At 62.8% G+C, this 26,349-nt stretch carries 27 protein-coding genes; 11 read left to right on the forward strand and 16 right to left on the reverse strand.

Features of this window, described 5'->3' with window-relative positions; genetic code table 11:
• Positions 1-62: 62 nt before the first annotated feature.
• The 5 genes from ACVJ19_RS41460 to ACVJ19_RS41480 all read right to left on the reverse strand — a co-directional run bounded on the left by ACVJ19_RS41460 (position 63) and on the right by ACVJ19_RS41480 (position 5,834).
• Complete coding sequence (locus ACVJ19_RS41460; protein WP_453954819.1) at positions 63-614, reverse strand: serine O-acetyltransferase; 552 nt, start codon at positions 612-614, stop codon at positions 63-65.
• A gap of 31 nt (positions 615-645) precedes the next feature.
• Entirely contained in the window at positions 646-2,100 is a 1,455-nt protein-coding gene (locus ACVJ19_RS41465; RefSeq protein WP_453954820.1) for a lipopolysaccharide biosynthesis protein, read from the reverse strand.
• Between the two features lie 48 nt (positions 2,101-2,148).
• On the reverse strand, positions 2,149-3,021 hold the full coding sequence (locus tag ACVJ19_RS41470) for an acyltransferase family protein (RefSeq protein ID WP_456739511.1): 873 nt from the start codon (positions 3,019-3,021) through the stop codon (positions 2,149-2,151).
• Positions 3,022-3,284: 263 nt separating this feature from the next.
• Positions 3,285-4,637 carry a hypothetical protein gene (locus ACVJ19_RS41475; protein WP_453954822.1) on the reverse strand — a complete coding sequence of 451 codons (1,353 nt, stop codon included), beginning with the start codon at positions 4,635-4,637 and terminating at the stop codon, positions 3,285-3,287.
• A gap of 6 nt (positions 4,638-4,643) precedes the next feature.
• The gene (locus ACVJ19_RS41480; RefSeq protein WP_453954823.1) at positions 4,644-5,834 is read right to left on the reverse strand and encodes an acyltransferase family protein; all 1,191 of its coding nucleotides are present in this window, start codon (positions 5,832-5,834) and stop codon (positions 4,644-4,646) included.
• A 366-nt stretch (positions 5,835-6,200) separates the two neighbouring features.
• Between ACVJ19_RS41480 and ACVJ19_RS41485 the strand changes: the two genes are divergently transcribed.
• The 6 genes from ACVJ19_RS41485 (at position 6,201) to ACVJ19_RS41510 (ending at position 12,985) form a co-directional block, all read left to right on the forward strand.
• Complete coding sequence (locus ACVJ19_RS41485) at positions 6,201-7,580, forward strand: O-antigen ligase family protein (RefSeq protein WP_453954824.1); 1,380 nt, start codon at positions 6,201-6,203, stop codon at positions 7,578-7,580.
• Between the two features lie 23 nt (positions 7,581-7,603).
• Entirely contained in the window at positions 7,604-8,254 is a 651-nt protein-coding gene (locus ACVJ19_RS41490; protein ID WP_453954825.1) for a hypothetical protein, read from the forward strand.
• Positions 8,255-8,413: 159 nt separating this feature from the next.
• Entirely contained in the window at positions 8,414-9,055 is a 642-nt protein-coding gene (locus ACVJ19_RS41495) for a transglutaminase-like cysteine peptidase (protein WP_453954826.1), read from the forward strand.
• 336 nt (positions 9,056-9,391) lie between these two features.
• Complete coding sequence (locus ACVJ19_RS41500; RefSeq protein ID WP_453954827.1) at positions 9,392-9,976, forward strand: hypothetical protein; 585 nt, start codon at positions 9,392-9,394, stop codon at positions 9,974-9,976.
• Between the two features lie 20 nt (positions 9,977-9,996).
• On the forward strand, positions 9,997-12,207 hold the full coding sequence (locus ACVJ19_RS41505; RefSeq protein ID WP_453954828.1) for a GNVR domain-containing protein: 2,211 nt from the start codon (positions 9,997-9,999) through the stop codon (positions 12,205-12,207).
• The gene (locus tag ACVJ19_RS41510) at positions 12,191-12,985 is read left to right on the forward strand and encodes a hypothetical protein (RefSeq protein ID WP_453954829.1); all 795 of its coding nucleotides are present in this window, start codon (positions 12,191-12,193) and stop codon (positions 12,983-12,985) included. The genes ACVJ19_RS41505 and ACVJ19_RS41510 overlap by 17 nt, the downstream gene beginning before the upstream one ends.
• A gap of 124 nt (positions 12,986-13,109) precedes the next feature.
• On the opposite strand, the gene ACVJ19_RS41515 is transcribed toward ACVJ19_RS41510, so the two are convergent.
• The 3 genes from ACVJ19_RS41515 to ACVJ19_RS41525 all read right to left on the reverse strand — a co-directional run bounded on the left by ACVJ19_RS41515 (position 13,110) and on the right by ACVJ19_RS41525 (position 16,961).
• Complete coding sequence (locus ACVJ19_RS41515; RefSeq protein WP_453954830.1) at positions 13,110-14,270, reverse strand: acyltransferase family protein; 1,161 nt, start codon at positions 14,268-14,270, stop codon at positions 13,110-13,112.
• Positions 14,271-14,297: 27 nt separating this feature from the next.
• Positions 14,298-15,392, reverse strand: a complete 1,095-nt coding sequence (locus tag ACVJ19_RS41520; protein ID WP_453954831.1) for a hypothetical protein — start codon at positions 15,390-15,392, stop codon at positions 14,298-14,300.
• A 144-nt stretch (positions 15,393-15,536) separates the two neighbouring features.
• Positions 15,537-16,961 (reverse strand): undecaprenyl-phosphate glucose phosphotransferase, encoded by a 1,425-nt coding sequence (locus ACVJ19_RS41525; protein ID WP_453954832.1) that lies wholly within the window; start codon positions 16,959-16,961, stop codon positions 15,537-15,539.
• 341 nt (positions 16,962-17,302) lie between these two features.
• On the opposite strand from ACVJ19_RS41525, the gene ACVJ19_RS41530 reads away from it, so the two are divergent.
• Positions 17,303-17,581 carry a hypothetical protein gene (locus tag ACVJ19_RS41530; protein WP_453954833.1) on the forward strand — a complete coding sequence of 93 codons (279 nt, stop codon included), beginning with the start codon at positions 17,303-17,305 and terminating at the stop codon, positions 17,579-17,581.
• A 170-nt stretch (positions 17,582-17,751) separates the two neighbouring features.
• Positions 17,752-18,486 carry a metallophosphoesterase family protein gene (locus ACVJ19_RS41535; protein WP_453954834.1) on the forward strand — a complete coding sequence of 245 codons (735 nt, stop codon included), beginning with the start codon at positions 17,752-17,754 and terminating at the stop codon, positions 18,484-18,486.
• A gap of 18 nt (positions 18,487-18,504) precedes the next feature.
• Here ACVJ19_RS41535 and ACVJ19_RS41540 read toward each other — a convergent pair whose 3' ends face one another.
• The 3 genes from ACVJ19_RS41540 to ACVJ19_RS41550 all read right to left on the reverse strand — a co-directional run bounded on the left by ACVJ19_RS41540 (position 18,505) and on the right by ACVJ19_RS41550 (position 19,634).
• Complete coding sequence (locus ACVJ19_RS41540; protein WP_211414815.1) at positions 18,505-18,927, reverse strand: hypothetical protein; 423 nt, start codon at positions 18,925-18,927, stop codon at positions 18,505-18,507.
• Between the two features lie 51 nt (positions 18,928-18,978).
• Positions 18,979-19,281: a hypothetical protein gene (locus ACVJ19_RS41545; protein ID WP_453954835.1), complete on the reverse strand. Its 303-nt coding sequence runs from the start codon at positions 19,279-19,281 to the stop codon at positions 18,979-18,981.
• A gap of 197 nt (positions 19,282-19,478) precedes the next feature.
• On the reverse strand, positions 19,479-19,634 hold the full coding sequence (locus ACVJ19_RS41550) for a hypothetical protein (RefSeq protein ID WP_212346726.1): 156 nt from the start codon (positions 19,632-19,634) through the stop codon (positions 19,479-19,481).
• Positions 19,635-20,350: 716 nt separating this feature from the next.
• Between ACVJ19_RS41550 and ACVJ19_RS41555 the strand changes: the two genes are divergently transcribed.
• From ACVJ19_RS41555 to ACVJ19_RS41565, 3 genes are all read left to right on the forward strand, one after another.
• Positions 20,351-20,524, forward strand: coding sequence for a hypothetical protein (locus ACVJ19_RS41555; protein ID WP_183246004.1), 174 nt, complete (start codon positions 20,351-20,353; stop codon positions 20,522-20,524).
• 237 nt (positions 20,525-20,761) lie between these two features.
• Positions 20,762-21,013, forward strand: coding sequence for a hypothetical protein (locus ACVJ19_RS41560; RefSeq protein ID WP_453954836.1), 252 nt, complete (start codon positions 20,762-20,764; stop codon positions 21,011-21,013).
• A gap of 176 nt (positions 21,014-21,189) precedes the next feature.
• Positions 21,190-21,555 (forward strand): VanZ family protein, encoded by a 366-nt coding sequence (locus tag ACVJ19_RS41565; RefSeq protein WP_453954837.1) that lies wholly within the window; start codon positions 21,190-21,192, stop codon positions 21,553-21,555.
• A 22-nt stretch (positions 21,556-21,577) separates the two neighbouring features.
• Here ACVJ19_RS41565 and ACVJ19_RS41570 read toward each other — a convergent pair whose 3' ends face one another.
• The 5 genes from ACVJ19_RS41570 to ACVJ19_RS41590 all read right to left on the reverse strand — a co-directional run bounded on the left by ACVJ19_RS41570 (position 21,578) and on the right by ACVJ19_RS41590 (position 26,287).
• On the reverse strand, positions 21,578-21,862 hold the full coding sequence (locus ACVJ19_RS41570) for a hypothetical protein (RefSeq protein WP_453954838.1): 285 nt from the start codon (positions 21,860-21,862) through the stop codon (positions 21,578-21,580).
• Positions 21,863-21,987: 125 nt separating this feature from the next.
• Complete coding sequence (locus tag ACVJ19_RS41575) at positions 21,988-22,434, reverse strand: hypothetical protein (protein ID WP_453954839.1); 447 nt, start codon at positions 22,432-22,434, stop codon at positions 21,988-21,990.
• A 157-nt stretch (positions 22,435-22,591) separates the two neighbouring features.
• A complete protein-coding gene (locus ACVJ19_RS41580; RefSeq protein ID WP_453954840.1) occupies positions 22,592-24,319 on the reverse strand; it encodes a chemotaxis protein in 1,728 nt (575 codons plus the stop codon).
• 5 nt (positions 24,320-24,324) lie between these two features.
• Positions 24,325-25,416, reverse strand: coding sequence for a protein-glutamate methylesterase/protein-glutamine glutaminase (locus ACVJ19_RS41585; protein ID WP_453954841.1), 1,092 nt, complete (start codon positions 25,414-25,416; stop codon positions 24,325-24,327).
• 16 nt (positions 25,417-25,432) lie between these two features.
• Complete coding sequence (locus ACVJ19_RS41590) at positions 25,433-26,287, reverse strand: CheR family methyltransferase (RefSeq protein WP_453954842.1); 855 nt, start codon at positions 26,285-26,287, stop codon at positions 25,433-25,435.
• Positions 26,288-26,349 lie beyond the last annotated feature (62 nt).

The following is a 26,349-nucleotide window of genomic DNA, read 5'->3' on the forward strand; positions in this document are numbered from 1 at the left end:
TAAGTCTCTCTGAAGCGCAACAAGCCGACAATCGACAGAGCGCTTGCGCGCGCCCGCCGCTGCTAGGCGCGCATCCGGCCCGGTGCTTCCGAGCGCACGACCCGCGCGGGTGCTCCCGCGACAACGGAATGCGGCGGAACATCACGCGTCACGACCGCATTGGCCGCGACGTTGGCGCCTTCGCCAATCGACGTCGGCCCGACGATGACGGCCCCGGTATAGATGACAACGTTGTCGCCGATGGTCGGGCAACCCGGCTCATCCCAGGCGCGCCGTCCGAGCGTGACATTGTGATAAAGCATCACGGAACGGCCGATCCGCGCCCCCTCGCCGATCACGACGCCAGTCGGATGCGGCAGGATCAGCCCCGGGCCGATCTCTGCGAGCACGGAGATGTAGCAGCCGCGGCGCATCAGCGCCCGCACCAAGAGCCAGGTGATCTGGTGCCCCCAGCGTGTCTGGAAGCGCAGCATCTTGGCTATTCGCCAGGTCGTGATCACGGCAAAACCCGGGCTCGTGAGCAAGGCGATGAAGGCTGCCCCGACACCGGACTTGCCGGTATTCGCCATCAGGTCCTCGCGCCACGGAATTCCCGCCTGAGGCTCGCTCCCCATTCCCGCTCCTGAAGACATCCACCAATCTCTGTTAACTTGCCGAGGGAAGATTTGCCTGAATCGGCGGAGCCGATCCACCAAGCAGCGACTGCACGCTGCTCCAGATCCGGCGCCTGAACACCACATAGCTGCCAAGCACGATCAGCGCATAGACCGCCGTCGCGATCAGCCAATGCGACAGGCTTGCGACATCCCCCTTCGTCGCGACGAGCGCGCACACAGCGCCGAGCGTCGTGGCGACCGTTGCCGGCATCAGAGCTCCGAACAACGATGCATAGGGAACCGCGCAGTGCCTAGCTCCGATCATCAGCATGAGCGCGCAAACCAGGATCGATACGACCAGATACACGACGGCTACGGCCGTGAGCCCGAACGGCAACGCGATGAGGAAGGCGAGAATCATGCTGGCGCTGTTGGCGGTGCTCACCCAGAACTGAAGTCGTGCCTTGTCGTGAGCCAGCAGAATCGGGCCGGCATAGGCTGCGATCGACTGCGCGGCGCCTGCCGGCGCGAGAATGGCGATCAGCGGCAACACTTCCTGCCAGTGGGCCGACAGGAATGTCGCAACGGGATATTTCAGCCCGAATGTCAGATAGATCATCGCCGGGAACGTGATCATCGCCGTCATGCCGAGAACCGCGCAAATCGCCGCCCGGCGCCGTTCCTGTTCCCGCTCGCCGTTCATCCGGCTCAAGGTGGCCATCAGAACTCCGCCGCCCGGCCACGACAGGATCATCAGCGGCAGCGTCATGAACTGGAAGGCGAGACCGAACAGGCCGACCGCCGCCGCGCCCAATTTGGCGCCGATCATGAGATTGCCGACATTTCTCGCAGCGAAGTTGAGGACATTCGAAGCCAGCACCCAGCCGCCGAACGACAGCATCAGGGCGACGCTGCGCCATTTGAAGGACAGGTGAATGTGGCGCCTGGTGTTCACGTAGAACGCGACGGCGCGTACCGCCTGCATCAGGACGTAATACGCGATCAGCGCCCAGATTCCCCACCCCAGCACGGCCCCGACCACGCCGACGATCGCAGCAATCAGCGCCGCTCCAGCCTCGATCAGGGCGATCGTCTGGTACCGCAGGGATCGCTCCAGGACCGCGCGCGGTCCCATCGCGGAGATCGACAAGACCACCGAACCGGAGAGCGCAGCCAGCACGGCCGGCAGGCCCTGCATGTTGACCGCAGCTCCGAGCGGCTTGGAGGCTACGGCCAGCACCAGGGCGCAGCCGATCCCGATCGCAACCATCAGGGTCGTCGCCGCACCGGCTTCCTCCTTCGTCAGCGAGCTCCTCTGGATCATCGCGCTCGATAGCCCGAGATCGGTCAGCATGGAGATGAAGGCGATGAACGGCAGCGAAAACGCCACGAGCCCGAATTCGGTCGGCGTCACGAAATAGGTGATCAGCAGCGTGATGAGGAACTGAACGGCCGACTTCACGACGTTCACGCTCGACATCGAGAGCAGATTCTTGATGATCATGACGTTACCCGTACGTGATCCGGCTGAAACGATGGCATGGGGACGCGCTCAGGCGACATAACGGGCTTCACGACGCACTCCGAAAAACAGGCCCCGCAGCGTCGGATCGAGCAAGCGGCGGAGTCTCACCTCGATCAGCTCGTAGCTGACCGCACCCGCGATCAGGGAAGCAGCCAGGCCGAGGCCCGCAAAGGCGGCCCAGAGCAGCCACAGATTGACGCCATGCGCCGCCAGCTTCACGCCGATGACCTGCAACGGGAATAGCGCAAAAGGATGGACCAAATAGAGGCTGTAACTGATCTTTCCGAGGAACTGGAGGAACCTGCCGCTCAGCGCCACGGCAACACCGGAGTCCGGAGCAAGGACCATTCCAAACAGCAGCGCCCCCGGGAGCAGCCCGACCAGCGGATGCACATATTCGATCGACACGTACATGGCGGCGCCGCAGACGATGCCGGCCAGCAACCCGGGCCAGCCGCCGATCCGGATCCGCCAGTCGATCAGACTGAACAACAATCCGACGAGGAAGAAGGCGGCGATCGGCCGGAAGGCGATACCCGCAACACCGAACAGGATGAACGGCGCCGCCAGCAGCCAGTTCCTCCGCTGCACCACCATCACGAAGACCAGCGCGAACAGAATGTAGAATGCCCATTCGTAAGCCAACGTCCAGGCATTCTGCTGGCCGATCGGCAATCCCAGCGCGTCCGGCAGGAACGCGAGATTGACGAAGAACAGCTTGAGATATGTCGCCAGGTCGATCCCCTTGAAGAACTTGTAGCCGACCAGGGGGCCCGCTGTGAACAGGATCAGATGCAGGATCACGAACACGGGCAGGATTCGCAGGGCCCGATCGAGAAAGAACTTTCCGACACTGCGGTGACGCATGAGGCTCGCCGGGATCAGGAAGCCGCTGATCATGAAGAACAGCTCGACCCCGTGCCCCGCCCATGTTGACCGTGGCTTCGAGCCACGGCCAGATCGGAGGCAGGAAGCCCGCCAGAAGCGGCATGTCCTGAAGATGCACGATCAGCACGCTGAGCGCCGCGACGCCGCGCAGCCCCTGGATCGCCTCCACGAAATTCTTGCTGTCTCCGCTCACTGCTGCGATCCGATCCCAAGATGAAGGAGAGTTCCGGACCGGAGCCCGCGCTGCGCACCGCAGCTCATTGCATGCATGGCAATCACGCCGGCCGCGAAACCAGATCGTCGACGTCGGGCGCTAGCGGCGCCGTACTCGGGACGATGCTGTCACCCTTGTCTCGCGCGAAGACCTCGCTGAATGCCACGCCCAGCATGATCAAGCCGCTCGCGGGACCATAGGCCAGAACCGTGATGGTGAAGAGATTCATCGCGACCGCGAAAGACAGCTTGTAGATGTCCCTGGTCCTTGCGACCGCGATGATGACCAGGATCATGAACACCACGAAGATCGGCCCGAACATCAGGTAGGTGCCGAGGTAGAAATTGTCCACGGGGACGTAATAGCTGAGCTTGTTCGAGAACAGCAGCTGCGGATAGTTGAAGCAACCGAGGCCGCAGCCGACGAAGAATCCGACCGGCATGAGATCGGCCATGTAGACGAACGGCAGCTGCCAGCTGTTGTTGACGCGATCCTGCAGGCTGAACAGGCCGCGCGACATGCTGACGAGGCCGTTGCCGGAGAACAAGGCGATCAGCACAGCCGGCACCAGGATCGACAGGAACGAAAGCAGCGCCATTCGCCGCAGCATGGGAAACTTCTCGCGCTCGGGAACGAGACGAACGATGATCAGACAAAGAACGTAGATCACCATCACGCCGAGCGACGTCTTGTTCGTGGTCAATTTGATGGCGTAGAGGCCGATGGGCGTCCAGAACAGGCACCACAACAGGCTTCGGCGCACCGAAATGATCACGAAGGAAATGAACACGAAGAACGCGGCCATCGTACTGTCGGCGGCCAGGCCTGCGAGGCGCGTCTCGGAGGCCGACCACCACAGCCGCGTCGCCTGCCGCGTCGTGCCGAAGGTCTCGTAGGCATAGCCCACCCAAGGCAATTGCATGCGGGACGACAATATGATCCCGACGATCGTCAGGTAGAAGATCGGGTGAAGCCAGCGCTGCAGTCGCTCGTAATCGCCGAAATTGCGCCCGCAGAAGCAGAAGCCGACGAACACCGGCGCGATCATCTTGAACGACGACATCATGCCGCTGAAATAACCCAGGAACACGTATCCGAGGTAGAGCGCAAAGCAGATGTAGAACAGCGTGAGAATCGCGACGAGGCTTCGCCCCATCAGGATGTAGCGCTGCACGAAGGCAAGAATGCAGACCAGGGCAAAAATGTCGGGCAGGAACCACAACGGGCTGATCTTGAGGACCGCCAGATAGTAGCGCAGCGCGCCTGCGAGCGCGTCGCGGTAGAAATAGAGCAGGAGCGCGATCGCCTCGAGATTGAAGAATGCGCTGCCCTCCGCCTGGTGATGCAGGGGCAGGCGCATCGGATCGACCATGCGCCAGTCCGAATTCGGGAGAGCCGAGGAGCTATTGGACATCGCGCCTCACTCCGCCGCGGCAACAGAGGGAACGGCGCGACGGCTGAACAGCCGAAGCACGAACCGCGAACCGGGCATCTCAACCCAGAGGTAGGTGAAGTTGGAGAGCACGAGCACGGCCACCACGAAGATGGCGAGCAGCAGCGAGGCCGCCAGCCCGGGAAGAATGTTGTCGACCATCTGCAGGCGCCCGGTCCCCACGCCGCGCGCGAAGTACTGGATGAGAACGAGGATCAGCGCATGCGTCATGTAGATCGAATAGGAGCGCTTGCCCAGCCAGACCAGCGGACGAACGGATAGCAGCTTCGGCAGAAGCCGCTCGGGAAACGCCATCAGCGAGCCCAGCAGGGCGCCGAACACAATCGGCGCCACGAAGCTGAGCCGCTCGTCGAAACCGACGACACAAACCAGCACGATTGCAACGGCTGCAGCACCGAGCTGACAGGCCGACTGAACCAAGGGGCTCACCGAGCGGCCCCTCCCGGAGACGAAACGAAGCGTGAGCACGCCGACGAAGAAGCCGAGAAAGCACCGGGTGAAGGCGTTGGTCTGGAAATCAAGCGTTTCATTCCTGAGCACGAAGATAATGAGAGCCGCGCCCAGCACGGCCAGCACGGCGCTCAGGACATAGACGAGCTTGATGTAGCCGAGGCGCTGCGCCAGGACGACGACGGCGCCAAATACGAGGTAGGTGTAGAACTCGGCGCTGATGCTCCAGCTCGGGCCGTTCCAGCTCAGATAGTCGAGCACGCCCATGGCATGGAGCAAGAACACATTCGCGACGAACGAGTACACATTGTTGACCTGCAGGTCCGCCGATTCGTTGGTCGAGAAGTGCAGCAGGTCCAGTTCGGTGAGCGTGAGCCGCATCAGGCGGAACGCCAGAAACGCGAACAGCATGACGATGTGCAGCGGATAGATGCGCGCGAGACGGCGCAAGGTGAAGGTCCGGAAATCAAATTCGCTGAACTCCGACTGCACATAGCTCATCGAGATTACGATTCCGCTCAGCACGAAGAACAGGTCGACGAAGAGCCAGGAATTGTGAAAGAACGCGACGTCGATCCAGGCGCGATGAGGCAGCGCGGCGGCAAGCGGATCCGATCCGACGAAGTGATGGACGACCACGCAGAGAGCGGCGAGACCGCGGACACTGTCCAGCGGAACGTAGTGCGCCTTTGTTTGATGAGCTAGCACGTGAAAGACGCTCTACGATTCGACCAAAACGAAATGCTGCGGTGCAATATAATGCCTCCACCGGTTGAGTTATTCAACTGAAAAGCGGTGTTAACCACCAATCCGCGCGGCGGACAGTGCACGGCAGATGAGGCAGCATGAAGCCCGCAGCCAATTTTGCTTCAGCTGCTGCGACGTGCTCACAAACTCCAGCTTTCGTGAGGCAACCGGCCCTGCGTTTGGCACAGATCAGATCTGCGCACGCAAACCAATGCAGCGCTCCGCGCGACGATGCGAATGACGGTCAACTCACCAGCGTGCAATAACTTGATCTCGCGCGAAGTTCTGATAGCTCCGTCCCCGCTGAGCTGAATGACAGAGGGGCCTTTGGGCGCGATATCGCGATTTTTCGCCACGGCCGTGTTTGTGCTGGCGCCACTTCCGCTCGGATCCCTCGACCTCGTGTGGATTTGCTTCTGGAATTTTCTGCTCGTTTGCAGCCTGCTGACGGCTGATCTCTCGGTCGTGAGCCGTCGCAACGCCATACTGCTGATTCCGGTGGCAGTCGCCGTCGCAACAATGGGCGTCATGGTCGCGTTACAAATGTGGAGCGACCCTGCTGCACAATCCGCAGTCATCTGGGAACTGCCACGACGGCTGTTCGGCCTCGCACCACCGGACCGCCTCTCCGCGACCGCGCGCGGCCCGTGGTTGGCATTCGGTTCGGTCCTGCTGCTGGCACTCGCCTTCACCCGCGCGGTCATTCTTGCAAGCGATGCGGGAGCCGCGCGCGCACTGCTACGAATACTGGCGTGGGCGGGCTGCCTGTATGCACTCTATGGAATTCTCGCCGAACTGATCGCGCCTGACATGGTCCTGTTCAGGCAGAAGGAAGCCTATCTGGGCTTTGCCACGGGCACGTTCGTCAATCGAAATACAGCGGCAACGTTCTGGGGCACCTGCGCCCTGCTGTTTCTGGTGCCACTCCTGCGCAGCATGCACCGTCAGGAAGGCGGCGCGCCAGCGCAACCAGATTGGCGATCGCGACTGGAGCAGGTCCTTTCCACGCCGATCGCGCTCGGCGCAGGCTTCGCGATCTGCACGATCGCGCTCGCCATGACCGGATCGCGGGCGGGCCTGCTGCTGTCGGTTGGCGCGTTTGCCCTCGCCATCGTCCTTTATCTCATCCCTCTCGAGCTCGGCAGATCAAGGAAATGGCTGGTCCTCGGCGGTTCGGCGGCAGCGGGGCTGGTGCTGTTGCAACTCGTCGGCGGCCTCGTGGCCGGCCGAATCATCGAATACGGGCTGATCGATCCTCAGCGGCTTGCCGCCTATCAGGCATCAGCGGGAATCATCGCCGATCACCCGCTGCTTGGCATCGGACTGGGTAACTTCGACGCTGTTTTTCCCGCCATTCGGCCCGCAGCACTTGGCAGTCTCGGCATCTGGGATCGCGCTCACAGCACTCCGCTGGAAATTGCCGTCGAATTGGGCATTCCCGCTTTCGCGGTGATCGCGTTCGTCGGCCTCTGGTGCTTTTACCATTTGTTCACCGGCAGCTTGCGCCGGAAACGCGATCGCTACATACCCGTTATCGGCGCAAGCGTCGCGATGCTGGGGGTTGCACATAGCTGCATTGATTTCTCGCTGCAAATCCCTGGCTATGGCGTGTTTTTCGCGGCCATTGTCGGATGCGGCCTCGCGCAATCGCTACCGTCACAGTTTCGAAAAGAACGTGGCAAATTGGTGCAAATCGAGTTAAACTAAAAATATTGGAAATGGGCAGGGTTATGATTTGGAATTTTGGTAGGCGCTTTGGCGCGATCGTCGGGGCACTGGCGATGTTCGCCGGAACGTCGGCGGCATTCGGCGCAACGGGTGTCAGCTCGGGCTGCGTTGCCAACACTGGGATTGTTTCGGCGGAACGTGCGACCGACTTTCTCGCCAATCCGAGCGGCCTGCTCGACCAGTTCAAGGACGGACAAGGCGGTCTTGCCTCGGCTGTTCGCGACCTCCTGACCGCCCGCCCCGAGACCGTCGAAGGCATTGTATCGCTGGCGAAGGCCAGCAGCGCGGATCAAAGCCGCGCCATCGGCGCGGGCCTCGGCACTGCCGCCTCGACCTGTGTGCTGTCGCAGCCTCAAGTTGCGCAGTTGATCCAGGAAGCGGTGCTCAGGACGGAGAATCCCGACCTCATCACCTCATTCACCAGCATCACCGGCGATATCCCGACCGAAGCGACGAACGGCGCCGATCCGACCGGCGAGACCACGGCCGGAGGCGGCCCGGGCTCGACCGCGGCGGAAGCCCGCGGTGGTGCGGCAAGCTCGACCACGCCCACGGTCCTGAACCAGGCCGGTCCCAGCGCGGCGTCGCAGACCCTGTTTGCGGCGACGACGACTTCGACTTCGGTTCTGACCTCGGTAAGCCCGTCGCGCTGATGACGGGAATGGCTGCGTTGGCAGCGCATTAACCACCCCTCTCCGGCCGGTCCAGCGACCGGCCGATTTCGTTAGAATTGTAAATTTCCGCGGAACCAAAGCTCAAATCGTTTGTGAGATACCCGTAGCGTCAACAAGAAAAGACGAGACGGGGATGTCATGAGCTGGATCATCAAATCGCTGGTCGCGATCGGGATCGCTTCGACCGGTATGGCCGCCAAGGCCGAAATCGTGAACGACGGTTTGCTCAATCGGGCGAAGGGTGCGTTCATCCGCGAGTACGACAATGCGCTCGCGCCGCTGCAGTTCGTCAAGTTCTGCATGAACAACGGTAGCGAATGCGCCGCCGACAGCGCGGAGCGGACCCTGCCCTCGGGCGAGCGGGCAATGAGCATGCTGCGCGAGGTCAACAGCGCGATCAACGCGTCGATCACGCCGATGCAGAAATCGACCAATCCGATGGTGGCACGCTGGACGATTGCGCCGTCCGCCGGCGACTGCAACGACTACGCAGTCACCAAACGTCATCAGCTGATCGAGATGGGCTGGCCGAGCTCGGCGCTGCGACTTGCAGTTGTGCTGACCAATGGCGGCCAGGGCCATCTCGTGCTGGTCGCGCGGCTCGCCGACGGCGACTTCGTCCTGGACAATCTGTCCGCTTCGGTGCGCCCCTGGAATGCGGCGGAATACGAGTGGATCTCGATGCAGTCCGCCGGCAATCCGCGGTTCTGGGTCGCGATCGGCGAGCATGGCGAGCGCCTTCGCGCCACCCGCCTCGCGATGCTGCGGACCGCCGAATAAACGCACGACGTTTCAGTCCATCCGCCTCTCAGTCACAAGTTCCGACAGGCGCGAGGAGATGGTCGATGGACCGTCCCTCGCGCCTTCGTATTGGTATGGCGTTTGCCTAAGAATCGTGCTTCACGCATGACGACATGTGCAAACGTTCGCTGAATCTGCGCCTGATCGCAGCACGAGCTTCGTTCATGTTGAATCGCGATCGGAGACCAGGCAAGGATGGCAATTCGGTCCGCGCTGGTTTATATTTTGCGCCGCACAAGAATTTGACATAGTTTTGGGTCATCAAGGACCTACGGCCTAAATCACCACACTGCCATCAATCCTTCGCAACGAGATATGAGCGCGATCCTCCTCAAACTCGATAGCTTGTTGCGTGGCCATGCTGCGGCCTCACGGATCGCTGCGGTCCTCGCCGTCGCGCTGTCCGCGACATTCGCAACGCAGGCGCGGGCGCAATGCGTCGATCGCACCGAACGCGCCCCGCAGGCGGCTATCAGCGCCTTCGTCGCGGATCCCTCGGCTCTGCTGCGCCAGACCAAGAACGACAGGGACAAGCTGTCGGGCCGGCTTGCCGGATTGGTCGTGACTGACGTCGCCGCGCTCGAGCCGGTCCGGGAGATGTTGCGTGAAGCCAGCCAGGCCGACCGCATCGCGATCGGCAGCGCGCTTCATCGCGCCGAAGAGCGCTGTGTCGCGAGCAAGCCCGACGTGGCGCGCAGGATCAGCGAATTCGTCACCAAGCTGCACGACGGCTCCGTGCTCAAGGGATATTTCGCGGATCAGGATGCCGGAATTGCACCCCCTGCTCCCTCTGCAGCCAATGCCGTGCCCGCAGCATCAAGTCCGGCCGCGGGCCTGATGTCGGGTGAATGGAAGACCGAACTCGCCGATCCGTTCAAGCCCGTTCCCCTTCCCGAGTGACAACCCCAAGATTCCCAGAGATGTTTCAGCCACGAGACCAGTTTCCTCAACGCCCGCGATACGCCATTGAGGTCGGCGGCACGACGCTCAGCGCCGAGCGCGCTCTGGATATCGTGCGCCGCCAATGGCCGCTGATCGCGGCCGTCTTGGCCGGCACGCTCGCGCTCGTTCTCGTCTACCTGATCCTGGCGACGCCGATGTACACGGCCAACGCGCGCATCCTGATGGACACGCGTCAGACCCAGGTGCTGGACAAGGACAGCGGCACGGCCAATGCGCTGATCGACCCGGGCTTTGTCGACAGCCAGGTCGAGATCCTCCAGTCCGACGACCTGATCCTGTCGATCGTCCGTCGCCTGAAGCTCACCGACGATCCGGAGTTCAATGGCTCCGATCCCGGATTGATTCCGCTGGTCATTGGCAAGGTCATCGCGCTGTTCGGATCGGACGGCCCTCCGAGCAAGGAGCGGGTCGAGCGGGGCGCGGTCGAGCTGCTCCAGAAGAATCTCAAGGTCGAGCGCGTGCTGACGACCTATGTCCTGTCGATGAACTTCCGCTCGATCGATCCGAACAAGGCCGCGCAGATCGCCAACGCGATCGCCGACGCCTACATCGTGGGCGCGCTGGAGGCGAAATACCAGTCGACCAAGCGCGCCGGCGAATGGCTCCAGCAGCGCAGCGCCGAGCTGCGCGAGCAGGCGACGGCGAGCGATCGCGCCGTGCAGACGTTCAAGGCCGAGAACAACATCGTCGGCACCAGCCGCGGTCTGATGAGCGAGCAACAGCTCGCCGACGCCAACTCGCAGCTCGTCGCCGCGCGCGCCGCAACGGCTGAGGCCAAGGCCCGCCTCGACCGCATCGAGGCGCTGCTCGACAAGGATCTGGTCCAGCCGACGGTGACGGACGCCCTCAACAACACGGTCATCACGCGCCTGCGCGCCCAATATCTCGACCTGGCGGCCCAGTATGCCGATTGGTCGAGCCGTTACGGCAAGACCCATCAGGCGGCCGTCAACCTGTCCAACCGCATGGAAGAGCTGCGCAAGGCGATCGCGGACGAAGTCCGCCGCATTGCGGACGCCTATCGCAGCGAATACGAGATCGCCAAGAGCCGCGAGACGTCGCTCGAGGAAAACCTCAAGAACCTCGTCTCCCAGGCCGGCAGCACCAGCCAGGCCCAGGTCAAGCTGCGCGATCTCGAGAGCGCGGCGGACACCTACCGCAACCTCTACAACAACTTCCTCGAGAAGCTCCAGAACGCGACGCAGAACCAGAGCTTCCCGATCAGCGAAGCACGCATCATCGGCACGGCGGTCAAGCCCGACAAGAAGAGCTCGCCCAAGACGCTGCTGGCGCTGGCCGGCGGCCTGCTCGGCGGTCTCTGTTTCGGCTTCGGTGCCGCTTTCACGAAGGAGCTGATGAGCGACGTGCTGCGGTCTCCGACCGACGTCGAGGATCAGCTCGGGGTGAAATGCCTCGGCGTCCTTCCCGACATTCGCCCGGCAAGAACGTCTGCGGACCATCCGGAAGCGAACGTATCCAGTTACGTCGTCGAGCACCCGTTCTCGCGATTTGCCGAGACGCTGCGAAACATCAAGGTGTCGATCGACGTCGCCCGCCTCTCGCGCGAGGTCAAGGTGATCGGCATCCTCTCGTCCCTGCCGAAGGAGGGAAAAACCACGGTTGCCGCCAATTTCGGTCATTTGACCGCGTTGACCGGCCACCGCACGCTGCTGATCGACGGCGACCTCCATACCCGTTCGCTGACGCGGGCGCTGGCTCCCCATTCCAAGTCCGGCCTGGTCGAGGCCCTGAGGGATCCGCGCTCGTTCGGCTATCATATCCAGCGCAGCAAGGAGAGCGGGCTCGACTTCCTGCCATCCGTCGTCGCATCGCGCATGGTCAATTCGGCGGACGTGATTGCCTCCAAGGCGATGGCCGACCTGCTCGCGGTGGTGCGCGAGGAGTATGAGTACATCGTCATCGATCTCGCGCCGGTGATGCCGGTGGCGGATGCCAAGGCGGTCAGCCATCTGGTCGACGCCATGGTCTACGTCATCGAGTGGGGCCGCACGAGCCGCAACGCGCTGCAGGAGTCGATGGCGAGCTCCGAAGGCATCCAGAAGAAGCTCCTCGGCGCCGTGCTCAACCGCGCCAATCCGAAGATGCTGAAGCGGATCGAGGCGTACAAGGGCTCGCACTACAACAGCTATTATGTCGAGGGAGCCTAGCGCCACCGAACCGGCGGCGCAGGCGGGAGACAAGGCGTTTCGCTGGCTTCTGCGCGGCTCGACCGTCGCACTCGCTGCGGTCACGCTGGTCTGGATCGCTGCCGTCGTCCCCGATGTAACCAACCCCGCGGTTCCGCAGATCGCCGGCCGCATCGCGCGCGGCGAGCGCTATGATATCGACCGGCTGAGATGGATCGTCGCGGACAATCTGCCGTCCGCGCGCCGGTTATGCAGCGCCAAGACGCTGCGCGAACTGCTGCTGCTCCAGCTCGCCATCGCCGACGAATCGACGCGCACAGGCGACCTGAAACAGATCGACGTCGACGCCGACGCGGTCGCGTCGACGAGCCGGGCCTTATTGGCGTGCGCACCGACCGAAGGGCTGGGCTGGTTCGGCAGCTACTGGGCCGAAATTCGCCAGGTCGGATTTGGACCGCGAACGGCGGAGCTGCTCGACCTTTCCTATCGTTTCGCGCCGCACGAGGCCTGGCTCCAGCTCATCCGCGCCCCGCTGGCACTTCGCGTCTTCCACGCGGCCTCGCCCGCGCTCAGGGATTACGCCGCCCAGGACTTCGCGGACATCTTCCAGGCCCGCCTGTTCCCTGCCGCCGCCACGCTCTATCAGGCGGCAGGAACGGAGGCGCGGGTCGCGCTGCTCGACCGCACTTGCACGGCGCCCGAAGCCGATCGCGACTTGTTCTCGCATTTCGTCGCGGAGAAGGGTCTGCGGATTCGTCACCGCTGCTATCCAGCCGACGGCTTTCGTGTGAGCCGCTAGAGCATGATCCGGACCCGGAGGGCCGCGTTAGCGCAAAGTGCGAAGCGGTTTTCCGGAAAGATCATACGTAAACAACAACCTGAAGCGCGATGACGCTTCATCCAAATCTCATCGCGCTTTAGAGCTATTTCAGCTCGGTTCGCGGCACGCCCTGCGAGCGGGTTTCGGGCAGATATTGCAGGAAGAACCTGGTCAGCCCGCGGCGGCTGCGCAGGATCGGCGATTCGAAGTACTTCCAGGACACATGCGCGACAGCGTAGGAGATCACGAAGCCGATGGCTGCGCCCGCGGTGACCTTCACGCTGTTGGGCACCGACATCCCTCCATAGAGCGTGAGCGCCTTGCCGAGCGGGTTCGGGATGAAGTTATGAACGAGATAGAAGCCGTAGCTGATCTTCCCGAGATGCTCGAGCGGCTTCCACTCCAGCGCCTGAACGAAGACGCTCTCCTGGTTGGCGCGAACCCACCAGACCAGGGCGACCAGGCAAAGTCCGATCGCAATGTCGATCGCAGGGGAAAGATACGAAGGGGCGTCGTAGATCACGCCGTTCGAGCACAACGCGAAGGCGACGACGAGCAGGCAAGCGAACGTGCCATGGCCGTTCGGAGCCCATCCCTGCCTGTGGAGATGCAGGATCGTGATCGCGCCGCCGAACGCGATCAGGCTGAAATTCCAGGGCGACAGAGTGTGGATGGCGGTGTGGTTGAAGCCCGATGAATACATCAGGAAATGGCCGATCAACCCGAGGGCGACGACGCACATGCAGGTGACGAAATGGCGCTCCAGGGGAAGCAGGATGAACAGGAAGGGCGCGACCACGTAGAACTGCTGCTCGACCGAGAGCGTCCAGAGCACACCGAAGGGACCCGCGGTGCCACCGATGACGCTGCCGATCCAATAGTTGGACAGGTACACGAAGTGATAGCGGAAACCGAGGTCGGGACCTGCGTGCTGAAAATACGACCGGGTCAGGAACAGGATGGCCAGAAGCGCATAATATGCGGGAAAGATGCGCGTCGCGCGCTTGACCCAGAAGGTGACGATTTCCGCCGCGGGCCGGGACGCGGCCGTCTCGGCCTTGCTTCGCTGCCTGTTGAGCTCGCCAATGATCAGGAAGCCGCTGAGGATGAAGAATATCCAGACGCCGACGCTGCCCGAGTAGAACTGCAGACCGCACTTGTGATTGAGATAGACCAGAATGACCGAAAGGCCGCGCAGTCCGTTGAAGCCTAGAATGCTGGCCGACTTCTCGGCATTGGGGCGGTCAGATCCAAGTAGGGGCATTGCTGGTTCTTCTTTTTGCGTGGAGACCTACAGTCCCCTGGTTCTCAACTCTGCCAATTCCTCGGCCGACAGACGGCCGCCGGCAAATTCCGTGAGCAGAAAGAGCGCGACCTTGGGCCTGTCGATCTCGTACATCAGCCCAAACCTGTTCTCCGGCGGCTTCTTCTGCGGTTCGTCGAACAGCTCGTAGACCATGACGCTCTCGATCTCGACGTCCTTCTGGTTTTTCAGAAACTGAAAAGTGTCCCGCAGCGACCGTAGGCATTGCTCCGTCAGGGCATCGCCGGGCTGATTGCCATAGGCCGGCTTGTAGATCTCGCCGCAATTGACCTCGTTGAACGTCACCGGGCGGCGATAGGACGCGAGCTTCTTGAACAGGTCGAAGGGCAGATTTCGTCCATTCCAGTGCCGATGCGGATTCTGCCCCGCCACCTCGTAGTAGTGGTAGGAGATCACGTCGTATTTGACGCCCCTGGACTCCATGAAGTCCAGGAAGCCCAGCATCGTCGACGTCGTGTTCAGCACCTTGCGCAGACGGCTTCCGGTCTCACGATTGATCTGATCGATGGCGTCCGAGGCGCCGTGCAACACCTGGGCCCAGTCCTCCATCACCGGCATCTCGAAGTCTGCCGCGGTCATCCCGCGCCCGAACAGCTTCTTCCCGTCGGAATCGAGCGCGAGCAGGTTGATCTCGTTCTCGAGCTCCCAGTCGAAGACATCGTCCTTGAACTGCCGGACGAACGCGTAGGTGCGATCGTAGCCCTGCCTGTAAAGGGCCTCCCCGTCTCCCTTCGGATAGCGCCCCCTGTCAGTGCGGTCGCCATAGCGGAAGGGGAAGTTGACGAGAGGATGAAGCGTGATCGAATACTTCTTGGCCAGCGCGACGGTTTTCCGGAACATCGGCGCTTCGACCTGCTCGGCATCCTGCGTGAGATTGAGGCCGGTCCGGTATTGCGTCAGGCCTCGCGCCTTCATCAGCTGAAAGATGGGCTCGAGATCCCTGCGCTTCTGCGGCGGCCCGCCGACGCCCCATTCCAAGGCGACTGCATCGGAGCATGACGCAGCGATTGCCACGGCGAGCAACAGCGGCAGGACGGCGAACCTGGCGAGGCGATGGCTCAATCTGCAATGCTCCGCGTTTCGGTGGTGCCAATGGCGGGATGGGCAGCAACGATCCGCGTGCTGCAAGATGCAGGCCGTTTCTCTCTCTGCCCGGGGCGATCGTGCACATCCAGCGCGACGAATGCGCGCCAGATGCGGCTCGGCTCAGTAGGCTTCCTGGTGGATCAGCGCCAGTGCGGTCTTCAGGATGATCCTGATATCGAGCCAAATGCTCCAGTTACTGACGTACCAGACGTCGTACTCGACCCGCTTTTCCATCAGATCGATGGTCGGCGTCTCACCGCGGAAGCCGTTGACCTGGGCCCAACCGGTCAGGCCCGGCTTCATGTGATGCCGGTAGACGTAGTTGCTGATGAGCTGGTCGTAGTAATTGTCGTGCGCGAGCGCATGCGGGCGCGGCCCGACCAGTGACATCTCGCCGCGCAAAACGTTCCAGAGCTGCGGCAGCTCGTCGATGCTGGTCCGCCGCAGCACGCGGCCGACACGGGTGACCCGCGCGTCGCTCCTGGTCGCCTGCGTGACGACATGACCGTTCTCCGCCACGGTCATCGAGCGGAACTTCCAGATCTCGAACTGCTTGCCGTTGAAGCCGCGCCGGAACTGCTTGAAGATCACCGTGCCCTTGGAATCGAGCTTGATCATGATCGCGGCCGTCACCAGCAGCGGCGCCAGCAACAAAAGGGCGAACGAGGCAATGCCGATGTCGAGGCAGCGCTTCTGCGCCTGCTCGAACACGCTGAGCGGTGCACGCTGGATCTCGATCGCGACCGTGCCGCTGACGGGCTGGAACGGACGCGAGACCAGATCGGCGATCGGAAAATCCGGCAAAAGGCGGATCGGCTGGGGAACGACGCGCAGGTGCTGACTCAGCTTCTGGAGAAGCGGCATCTCGTCCCAGTCGATGACCAGGAGATATTCTTCCACGTCCGCGGTCCGGGCCTGACGAATGATGTCGCGGATCTCGCGATCCCAGCCTGCGCCCTCCTCGGACGGCTCGAGCACGAAATGCCGCACGACGTTGAAGCCGTGCTTGCGCAGATCCTTGAAGCGGGTCGAGGTGAAATCGAGCGGCTTGAGGCTGAGCAGCACGACCTTCCGGTCGACGAGACGGCCCTTGGCATAGCTCGAGGTGAGACCCAGGCGCCACAGCACGCGCAGTCCGCCTAAGGCGATGCCGCCGGTCGCGGCGAAGAGCAGCGTGGTTCCGCGCGACAAATCCGCAGACGATTTGAGCAGGAACGCCTCGACGGCGAGAATGGTCAGCGAGATCAGCCAGACCGCGAGGCTCTTGCGCAGCTGCCACATCGTGTTCAGCAGGCGATGGTGATCGTAGGCGCCCTGGAAGTAGGCGATCATCACGAACACCGCGGCGACGACGAGACCGGCTCCGACGGATGAATCCTGCTCGACCACGAGCACGCGGTACAAACCGCTCGCCACGAAATAGCTGAGCAGCACCGCGACGAAGTCACCGGCGATCAAAGCCACCTGGAGGGGTCTCTGGAGGGCACCGCGGCGGTTCGATATACCCGAATAATAGTTTTCCGAACCGTAAGTTGCTACAGCCATCCGAACCTCGCTGCCTCGTCACGCTCTCGCAATGAATGCGAGCATTCGATCCAAAATTCTCGACGTGCGCCGAAGTATATCTTAACTAAACAAAGCGACATTGCGGCAGTGCACCGAAAAAATCAAACCGATTTTTCTGCAACGCAGCGTCGCTGCAAGAGAATGCACAAACTACTGTCACGCATGTGACAATTATGCGGGCATCACGCCACGATTTCCGTCAAATCGCGTCATTTGAGCGCAACATGTCGCGCGCATTTGAACGGCTGTTCAACCATGCCGCTTAATCCGTTATTAGCTCGCGGCCATTAACACTCGTGACCAATTCAGGGAGTTGTGTCGTGAGTACGGTTGCTGTTTTCAGCCTGTTGATCGGATCGTTGCTGGGAGGCCGATTCCGAGTCTTCATCCTGCCGCCCGTCATCATTGTCGGTGCGGCGATCCTCGGTGCGGGCTTGACCTGGCAGGGACATGATTCGGCTCACATCGTTGTCACGATTCTTGTTTTTGCGGCGGTGCTCCAGCTCGGCTATTTCTGCGGCGCGGCTGTGGTCCGCGCGCGGGCATCCGCCTATCGCGGCAAGGCCGCGCCCTCGTTCGACGGCCGGAGCTTCGGCTAGTCGGCTGGACGCGCCGGGGATCGACGGCGCGCCAAGCGGCGGGATATCGATCAGCCCGCAAAAATCAACCTTTACGCGCGGAAGGTAGGAAAAAAGCGGCTCGTGGCGCCCGGTTTTGGTCGATAGGATATTGACATCCCGGGCGAAGCTCTCTGAAAGAGTTGCACCCCATGCCCACGACCGCGCCCAAAAATTCGCCCCGGCCGAAGCTACCCAATGGCGTGCGCATCTATGCGATGAGCGACATCCACGGCTGCGCGCATCTGCTCGAACAGATGTTTGCCGTCATCGACGCGGACATGGCGAACAGCCGGCCCTATCGCGCCATCGAGGTCTTCCTGGGTGACTACATCGACCGCGGGCCGGATTCACGCCACACCCTCGAACTCCTGATCAGGCGCAGCCGCCGCCGCAACACGGTGTTTCTCAAGGGCAATCACGAGGCCTATTTCACCTCGGTGCTGGAGGACCCCTCGCGCACCACCGAATGGTTTCAGTTCGGCGGGCTCCAGACCATGATGTCCTACGGCGTGTCGGCGGCGCCCGGCCTCGGCAAGGACGAACAGTCCGAACTCGTGCGCGAGCTCACAGCCGCGATGCCGCCGGAGCATATCGCATTCCTGCGCCAGCTGCGGCCGACATTCACATGCGGCGACTTCTTCTTCGTCCATGCCGGGGTCCGCCCGGGCATCCCGCTCTCCGAACAGCGCGAGTCCGATCTGTTGTGGATCAGGGACGAATTCCTGCAGAGCAAGAGGCGGTTCGGCAAGTACGTCGTGCACGGTCACACGCCGGTCAAGCAGGCCGAGCTGCTGGAGAACCGCGCCAACATCGATACCGGCGCATATGCCACCGGAAATCTGACACTGCTGTCCATCCAGGGCAACAGCATGCTGGCGATCTAGCGGCCTACGCCCGACACGCTAATTGGTGGAGCTTGCCGGAGGCTTGTATTCCGGAAAGCGGCTCAGCATCGCCGCCTTCAGGAACTTGAAATGAGCGATCGAAGCGCCAAGCTCCTTGAGCCGGCGCTGGCCGTTCAGGATTTCCTTGTCGAACAAATCCTGGTGATGATTGTCGAGCGCCTCGCGCTCGAGATATTCGTCGTCGCCGTTGCCGATGGTCACCGCCGCACGCGCCAACACGTCTTCGACCCGGCGGTTCAAGCCCGACTGTTCCCGCTCCGCGGCGTGGAGCGCATCCTCGATCGCGGTCATGATGGCTTCGATGCGCGTGCGATCGGTTTCGGCATCTCGCTCGGGCGAGCGCGCCCGGAAGGTCTGCTCTCCCCCGAAACGGTCTTTCAGGAAGTTATGGGTGCGGGCCCGCAAGAAGAGCTGAAACATGCGTGCACTTTCCGGTTCGAGGCGCCAGACCAGAAAATGGGTCCGGGATGGTTAATAAAGGTTGAATCCTTCGCGTCGTTCGGTGCGGCTTTGCGCCATCCATGCCTTCCAGGCGCCCTCGTGCTTCTCGTAGAGCTCAAGCCGGCGCCGCTCACCGGCATCCGGCCACGTATCCCAGCCGTCAGACGCCAGCTGCACCCGGCCCGGCGCCTGTCCGCTGTCGAGCCGCTCGAACTCGAACGTCTCCTCGGGCGTCAGTCCAATCAGGACGCGCCGGCCTCCCGCATCGACGAAATACCGCCGCGGCGCGGTGTTCGTCGCACTGGTGAAGGCGTCCACCCGCGTTCCCGTCATGATCCACTCCCTGCCGCAATACAGCCGGCGCGGCACGCCGGTTGTAAATCATCACAATACACGCAACGCCCTCGCCGACGTGATTTGCCAGTCTCGTCTTCGAGTTGTGTCGAGATCATGATGAGCGCCGCTGATTTTCTTGCCACGCCCGAGATTTTTTGGGCAGCACCGTGCTCGCGAAGCGATCCGTCGCGCGCTCAGCTGAAGAACCAGAGGAACAACCTCACCAGCAACAGCGTGATGAAATACACCCATCCCGCCATCGCAATCAGCGCAACGCTGAAAAATGCGCCTTCGAATGCCCACTCTCTGATCTTCGTGAGAGGAAGTGCCGCTCGCGCTTTCTGAAGCATCTCGGTCTTCTGATTTGTTTGATTGCTCGTGGTGGGCGCGACCATAGCCGAACGAATTCGACGATCTCGTGACGTCTCGTCTGAGCGAAGCGCAATGCTGCTCGTCGAGATTGAGTGCGGCTCGCGTGCCGTCACGACTGGATCGATTCTGGTTCGGCACGGTTGCGATCAGCGCCGCGCGGTGATTCAATTCAAATCGACTCCACGCTCCGCAAAGCGCGGCCGTCGCGACAACGATTCTGCAATCGCACTCAAGTGATCGTGGCGAGGCGATGTCTGCGGGTTTGGCGCGGCGCCCGTCATTCGCGGATGCGGCGGTTGGCGCGCCGACTTCGACGGCCCCGGCTTCGCACAAAGATCCACGGCCGATCGGCGCCGCCACGACTTCACGCCCCCCTGAGTGAATCGCGCGAGATCGAACGCGAGCCCCGCCCCGCATCCTTGCGGGGATAACTCCGTTGCGGCCATCAGAGCGCGCGGATCGATCTCGGCCGGCGAAAACTCCGTGGTACTACGGAGCGCCGCGCGCCGATTTCATCGCGGTAAGGTTGAGCGGTTAGCTTAATCCGCGGTGTTTGTTGCGAATGCCGAAGGATCGCATATCCATCTTCACACCGGGCTCCCCCAAGGCCCGGCCCCACCAAGCAAAGCCGTCGAGCGAACGTGGGTCCGCTTGGCGGCTTTGTCGTTGTGTCGACGAGAGGATGATTTCGGTTATGGCGCGCAGGCCCTGGTCGTTCAAGGAAGACCGCCGGCTGATGGAGTTGGCCAAGTCTTCGACATCGCTGGAAGAGGCGGCGAAACTTCTCGGTCGCTCGCCCGACGCGATCAAGCGCATGGCGTTGCGGCTCGGCCTGTCGCTGAAATCCAAGAGCACCAAGAAGAACTAGCGCCCGCCGCGCCGGTCACGCGCGACAGCTCACGGACGTGCGCGCCTCCCCGCATCAAGCGACGATGGAAGGCCGCCAAACGACGCAAGCCCAAATACCTTCAGCACACTCGATCTCTCCGCGCCGGGATGTTAAGCTGCCCAGCGACGAAGATTGAGCGTCGTCCCTTTTTTCGGCGGAGAACGATCGCGCGACCGGCTGCGAAATCCGCCTGATTGTTTGTTGGAGGAATGCACCATGCTGTCCCGCGCACTCGCCGTAGCTCTGCTCCTGGCTCTGCCTTCAATGGCGTCGGCGCAAGTCCCCGTGCGGTTCGGATTTCCGAACGGTGCGCCATGGTGCGCCTTCGGCTTCGATTGCAGGTTCCTCAATTACCGGGAATGCGCGGACTGGATCTATGACCCGGCGCGGAACTGCCTCAAGAATCCGTACTTCGCGGCCCGCTACCCGACCGATGTCGACAAGGGCTGGTCCTACAATCGGCGCTGAACGTCACGTCCCGCGAGCGACTTAGTCACGGTCAGGCGCGTGGCTTCGCGCCTGATCGTCATCACCGATCTGCGATTCGACCGCGAACCCTGGTTCATCTCCTGAAGGTTCGTGAACTTTAACGATGTTCTTGGCTTTCGAAAGCGGCCGGCCGGCGGAGCCGTTATGCTGGCGCCATGCGCCGCAACCATCTCATCGCAGCCGCGGGAATCTGCCTCGCGCTCATCATCTACGCCACCCTCGCCAAGCTCGCGGGCAGGCCGGTGCTCGTGGGCCACGCGGAGGCCTATTGGGTCGTCGTCATTGAGCGCTTCAGCGCCTATGGCCTGTTGGGCTTCCTTCTGTCGTTCCTGTTACCCGGGCGGCTCAAGCTGGCTTGCATGTTCGTGGTGGGCGTCGCGATCGGACTCGAGGTTCTGCAAGCAGTCACGCCGGATCGCGATCCACGGCTCATAGATGTGCTGCAGAAGGCCGCCGGCGGCACCGTCGGCGTCCTTCTGGCCCAGACCATCCTGGCTTTCCTGCCGCGGCCACCGTCCTAGGGTGGCCGGCGGTGCGGCGAACCTACGCCACTCCGCGCCGGGGGCTCTCCTGCTCGGTCGTGAGAACACCGGACATCTGCCGATGGGTCTCGCGCAGCGCCGCGATCGCATCGTCGAGAGCGAAGTCGGCTTCGCGAACGGCCTCGAAGAACCGAGCCATCATTGCGGGGCTCAGCTTGACGCGCGTGTTCCCGTCGCGGCTCTTGCGGCGATCGAGCGACAGATGCAGCGCCTGCAGCCGTGCTTCGGCAGCGCTGCAGCCGTTGAGTGTCGCGAGTTCGTCATATGTCATCCAGATCTGAGGCATGTCCCTGTCCGCCTTTTGTTATGGATCTCAACCTAGACGTCACCTCTAAAAGCAGCGTTGCTGCAGTACACTCTGGCGATGTTTTCGCGACATCAGCGTCAATGCAAAGCTAAGACCGCGGCGCCTCAGGACAGGGGAGCCTTGGTCGGTGTGAACACGGGGCGCGGTCGGGTCCGGTTGTCGAGGCCCTTCGGCAATTTGTCGGCATTGAGCCTCACGACCGCACATCGGGCGTCGGAGGCCGGCGTCTCTTCCTGGCTGTAGATCAGCGTCGCCTCGAACTTCACGTCGGGTGCTTCCCTGGCCGTTCCCGTGCAAGTCGCCAGCAGGCCGTTGCATACGCCCGAGAGGTCGACCTCGACCCGGTCCGGCCCGAACACGTTCGGCGGACCATCGGAGTGCCGGTTCACGGTCAAGACCGCCGAGAAGCGCTTCTCATCGACACGATACGAGCCGCCATAGGTGAAGAAGCTGTCGCGGCCCGAAATCCGGCCCTCGGCGAGATCCACCACGCCAGTGCCCTGGCCACGCGCGGTCCTGAACCAGGCAGCGTATTTGCCGTCTCTCAACATACGAAAATTTCTCGACGCGAAGTTGACGGGCTATTTGCGACCAACTCTGGGGCGCGACAATGGCCAACCCGCCAGCGCTGTCGGCAAGGTTAACGCCCCGAAAACCCGATCCATCGAATTGCGGCCGAGGCGCGCGGCGCGGACGGGGACGCGGACGTCAAAACAACTCTATGCCGTCATCGGCGGCCTCGACCGCCTCGACGCGCCGCGTCGCGGCGCTCGACGCAAGCCCGAGCGTCTGCAAGAATTCGCGGTGGACGTCCCGCTCGCGCTCCATGGTGTAGCGCGCGAAGAGATCGTCGAGCAGAGCCTCGTCCTGCGCTTGCGGCTGCGGCCGCTGTGCGCCCGCGCTCGCGGTCTCGAGGCGCGCGGCAACAGCAGGCAAGGCCGCGGAGCCTTCGCCAAGCGTGGTCATCAGCCCTTGCGCCGAATTCATCAGGCCTTCGAATTCGGCGCCTTCGTCGACGAGCCGGCTCATCAGCTTGTCGAGCCGTTGGTTGCCCACCTCGACCTCGCGCAGCGCCTGGAGGATCTGCGGCTCGAGCTTGGCAAGCTGCGTGGGATCGCCCTGCACGCGCAGCTCCCTCAGCTCCCTGGACGAACGCTCGATACCGTCGAGCACGGGTCTCAACCGCGCCGCCCCCGCCGAGACCTGGTCCGCGGTCGCCTTGAGCTCGTTGGCGATCACGACGAAAGCGCTGCCGCGGCTGCCGAGATGGCTTGCCTTGAGGCCGGCATTCATCCCGATCAGGGTGATGTCGACGGTGGCCTCGGCAAGGCCCGCGATCGCCTGGCGAAACTTCGCCAGTGTGTCCTCGACGATCGCGAGCGCGTCGTCGACCGAGCGGCCGGCGCCCTCGCAAGTGGAGATCAACGTCGAGGCATGTGCCAGCGTCTGCTTGATGCGTGCCAGGAACGACGACGAGCCGCCATCCTCAGCGCCGAACAGCGTGCGGCCATGGCCGACGACGCTGCCGGCATCGTGCAGGATGGCCGTCAGCGCACGGACGATCTGTCCGATGTCGGCGCCGAACTCGCGCTGGGCGTCCCTGAGCAGGACCGCCTGCAACTGGCAGATCGCGCGCGCGCCGTCGTCGCTCGCAACCGGTTCGGGCACGAGGCTCGGGGCCGATCCCGATGCAAGGCCGAGACCGTGACAGACGTGCTCGAGGCGCTGGCGCGTGCTGTCGCCGGCCTGCAGCGAGATGATCGCGCTGCCGACCGCCTCGGCGATCTTTTTGGTGCTGGCGCTCGCGAGGTCGGCGAGATGGCTGCTCTTGCTGCGCTGGTCGCGAAGTCCGCTATAGGCCGCGCCGAGCTCCGCGCTCTCCGATACCAGCTGATTACGGTAGCGGCTCTCGAACTCCTTCTGCCGGGTAGAGGCGGTGGCGACGGCTTCCGACAGACGTTGCTGGTCCTTCGCGCAGCCCTCGAGCGAGCGTTGTACGGCCTTTCCGAGATCGTAGGCTTCCTGCGTGAAGGCAAGAAAGCCCTCGCGGTCGCCGTCGAGCGAGGCCGCCTCGATCCGCGCACTGCGCGCGATGATGGTGATCATCTGGATGTGCTTGAACAACGGCTTCAGCAGCGAGGACGCCTCTGCGGTGCTCGCGCCGATCGTCGCAAGCAGGGCGCTCTCGGCCGGCAGCGCCTGCGCCAGCTCGCTGAGCCGGGCGGCAATCTCCTGCAACGCGGTCGCGGCGCCCTCGATCTCGGCGCCCGAGAGCTCCCCGGAGAGCGTCGCTAGACCCTGGTTCAGCTCCTTGAAGATGATGTGGCCGCGGCCGAGCTCGTGACCGACCCGCGCGAAGACGTCCTCGATGCGGGAAGAGACATCCTCGATTGCGGCGATCGCCTCTGTGAGCGTGTTGGGTTGAATGGCGGACATCGCGCTCAACCTGCCATCACGGCATGTCCGGCCTGGTACCAGAGCATGATCTCGCGCGGGATATTGTGCAGCGACACGACCTTCTCGACACCGCCATGGGCGATGGCTTCCCTGGGCATGCCGAATACCACGCAGCTCTCTTCGTCCTGCGCCCGCGTCGAGGCGCCGAGCTTGCGCATCTCCAGCATGCCGCGTGCGCCGTCATCGCCCATGCCGGTCATGATGACGCCGAGTGCGTTGGCGCCGGCATGCTGGGCCGCCGAGCGGAACAGCACGTCGACGGAGGGGCGATGCCGCGACACCGGCGGGCCGTCCTTGATCGCGATCTGGTAGCGCAAGCCGATACGCTGGAGCAGCATGTGACGGGCACCGGGCGCGATATAGGCACAGCCCGGCAGGACCGGCTCGCCGTCCTCGGCTTCCTTGACCCGGATTTGGCAGACGCTGTCGAGGCGTCTGGCAAAGGCCGCGGTAAAGCCCGCCGGCATGTGCTGGACGATGACGATGGGCGGACAATGCGGCGGCAGCATCTCGAGCACGTCGTTGAGCGCTTCGGTGCCGCCCGTCGAGGCGCCGATGCACACGATGCGTTCCGTCGTCGGCCGGGACTTGCCCTGCACCGGCGGCGGGATGATGGCGTCGGCCGTCAGCTTCTTCTCGACCACGCGCCGCTCCGAACGCGGACGGACCCGCGCGCGCGCTGCCGATTTGACCGCCTCGCGCAGCCGCGTGGAGCATTCGAGCAGCGCCTGCCGCGTGTCGATCTTCGGCTTCGGCACGATGTCGACCGCGCCCGCCTCGAACGCCTCGAACATCACGTTGGAGCCCTCTTCGGTGAGGGAGGAGCAGATGATCACCGGAATCGGGCGTTGCGCCATGATCTTGCGCAGGAACGTCATGCCGTCCATGCGCGGCATTTCGAGATCGAGAATGATGACGTGGGGCAGCTCCTTCTCGAGGCGGCGGGCCGCGACGAAGGGATCTGAGGCAGTCGCCATCACCTCGATATCAGGGTCTTCGGAAAGGATCGTCTGAAGGATTTGGCGCACCGACGCCGAATCGTCCACGATCAGCACGCGAACTTTCTCCCTCGGCATTCTGGTTGCGCTCCGGCTAGACCTGGAAAATGGTTGGCTGAACTTGCTTCAAGCCCGGCACTGCACTGTGAATCATCGATTCCGAATGTCCGACCAGCAGATAGCCGCCCGGCCGCAAATGGTTGCACAATTGCTCGATCACCTTGCGCTGCGTCTCGCGCTCGAAATAGATCAGCACGTTGCGGCAGAAGATGATGTCGACGTCGCGATCGACGGGATAGGACGCATCCATGAGGTTCATGCGCATGAAATGCGTCATGCGCCGCAGCTCCGGCACAACCCGCACCTCGCCGCGCAACTTGTCCCGCGACGACAGGAAATATCGTTTCACGAAACTCTCGGGCACCGGCGCAAGCACATCGCGGGTGTAGATCGCGGTCTTGGCGAGGCGCAGCACGGCCGTCGAAATGTCGGTTCCGAGGATGCGATACTGGAAGCGCGAGCCGTTCCGCGTCATGTCGTCCAGCACCATCGCCGTCGTGTAGGCTTCCATGCCGGTCGAGCTCGCCGAGCTCCAGATCTTCAGGTTCGCGTTCCTGCGGCCATGCGATTTGAGCAGAGCGGGGACGGCGATGTCCCGCATGAAGGTGAAGTGCTGGGGCTCGCGGAAGAAGTCGGTCTTGTTGGTCGTCACCACATCGATCAGATGGGTGAGCTCGGTGTCGAAATGGTCGGCCTCGAACAGGTTGTCGACATATTCGTTGAGGTCGGAAAAATTCAACGCGCGCACGCGCTTGTGCAGCCGCCCCTCCAGCATCAGCCGCTTGCCCTGCGGCAGCTTGATGCCGACCTGGCCCTCGATCAATTCGGCGATGGTTCGGAAGTGCCGGTCCGACAGATGCACGGCCGTATCCTGCATGGCGGGCATCATGGCCGCATGCCCCGGTCCAGGATGGCCGCCTGCACTGAATGTCGGGCCGAACGGGCCATCTG

Source organism: Bradyrhizobium sp. USDA 376 (genome assembly GCF_054063675.1).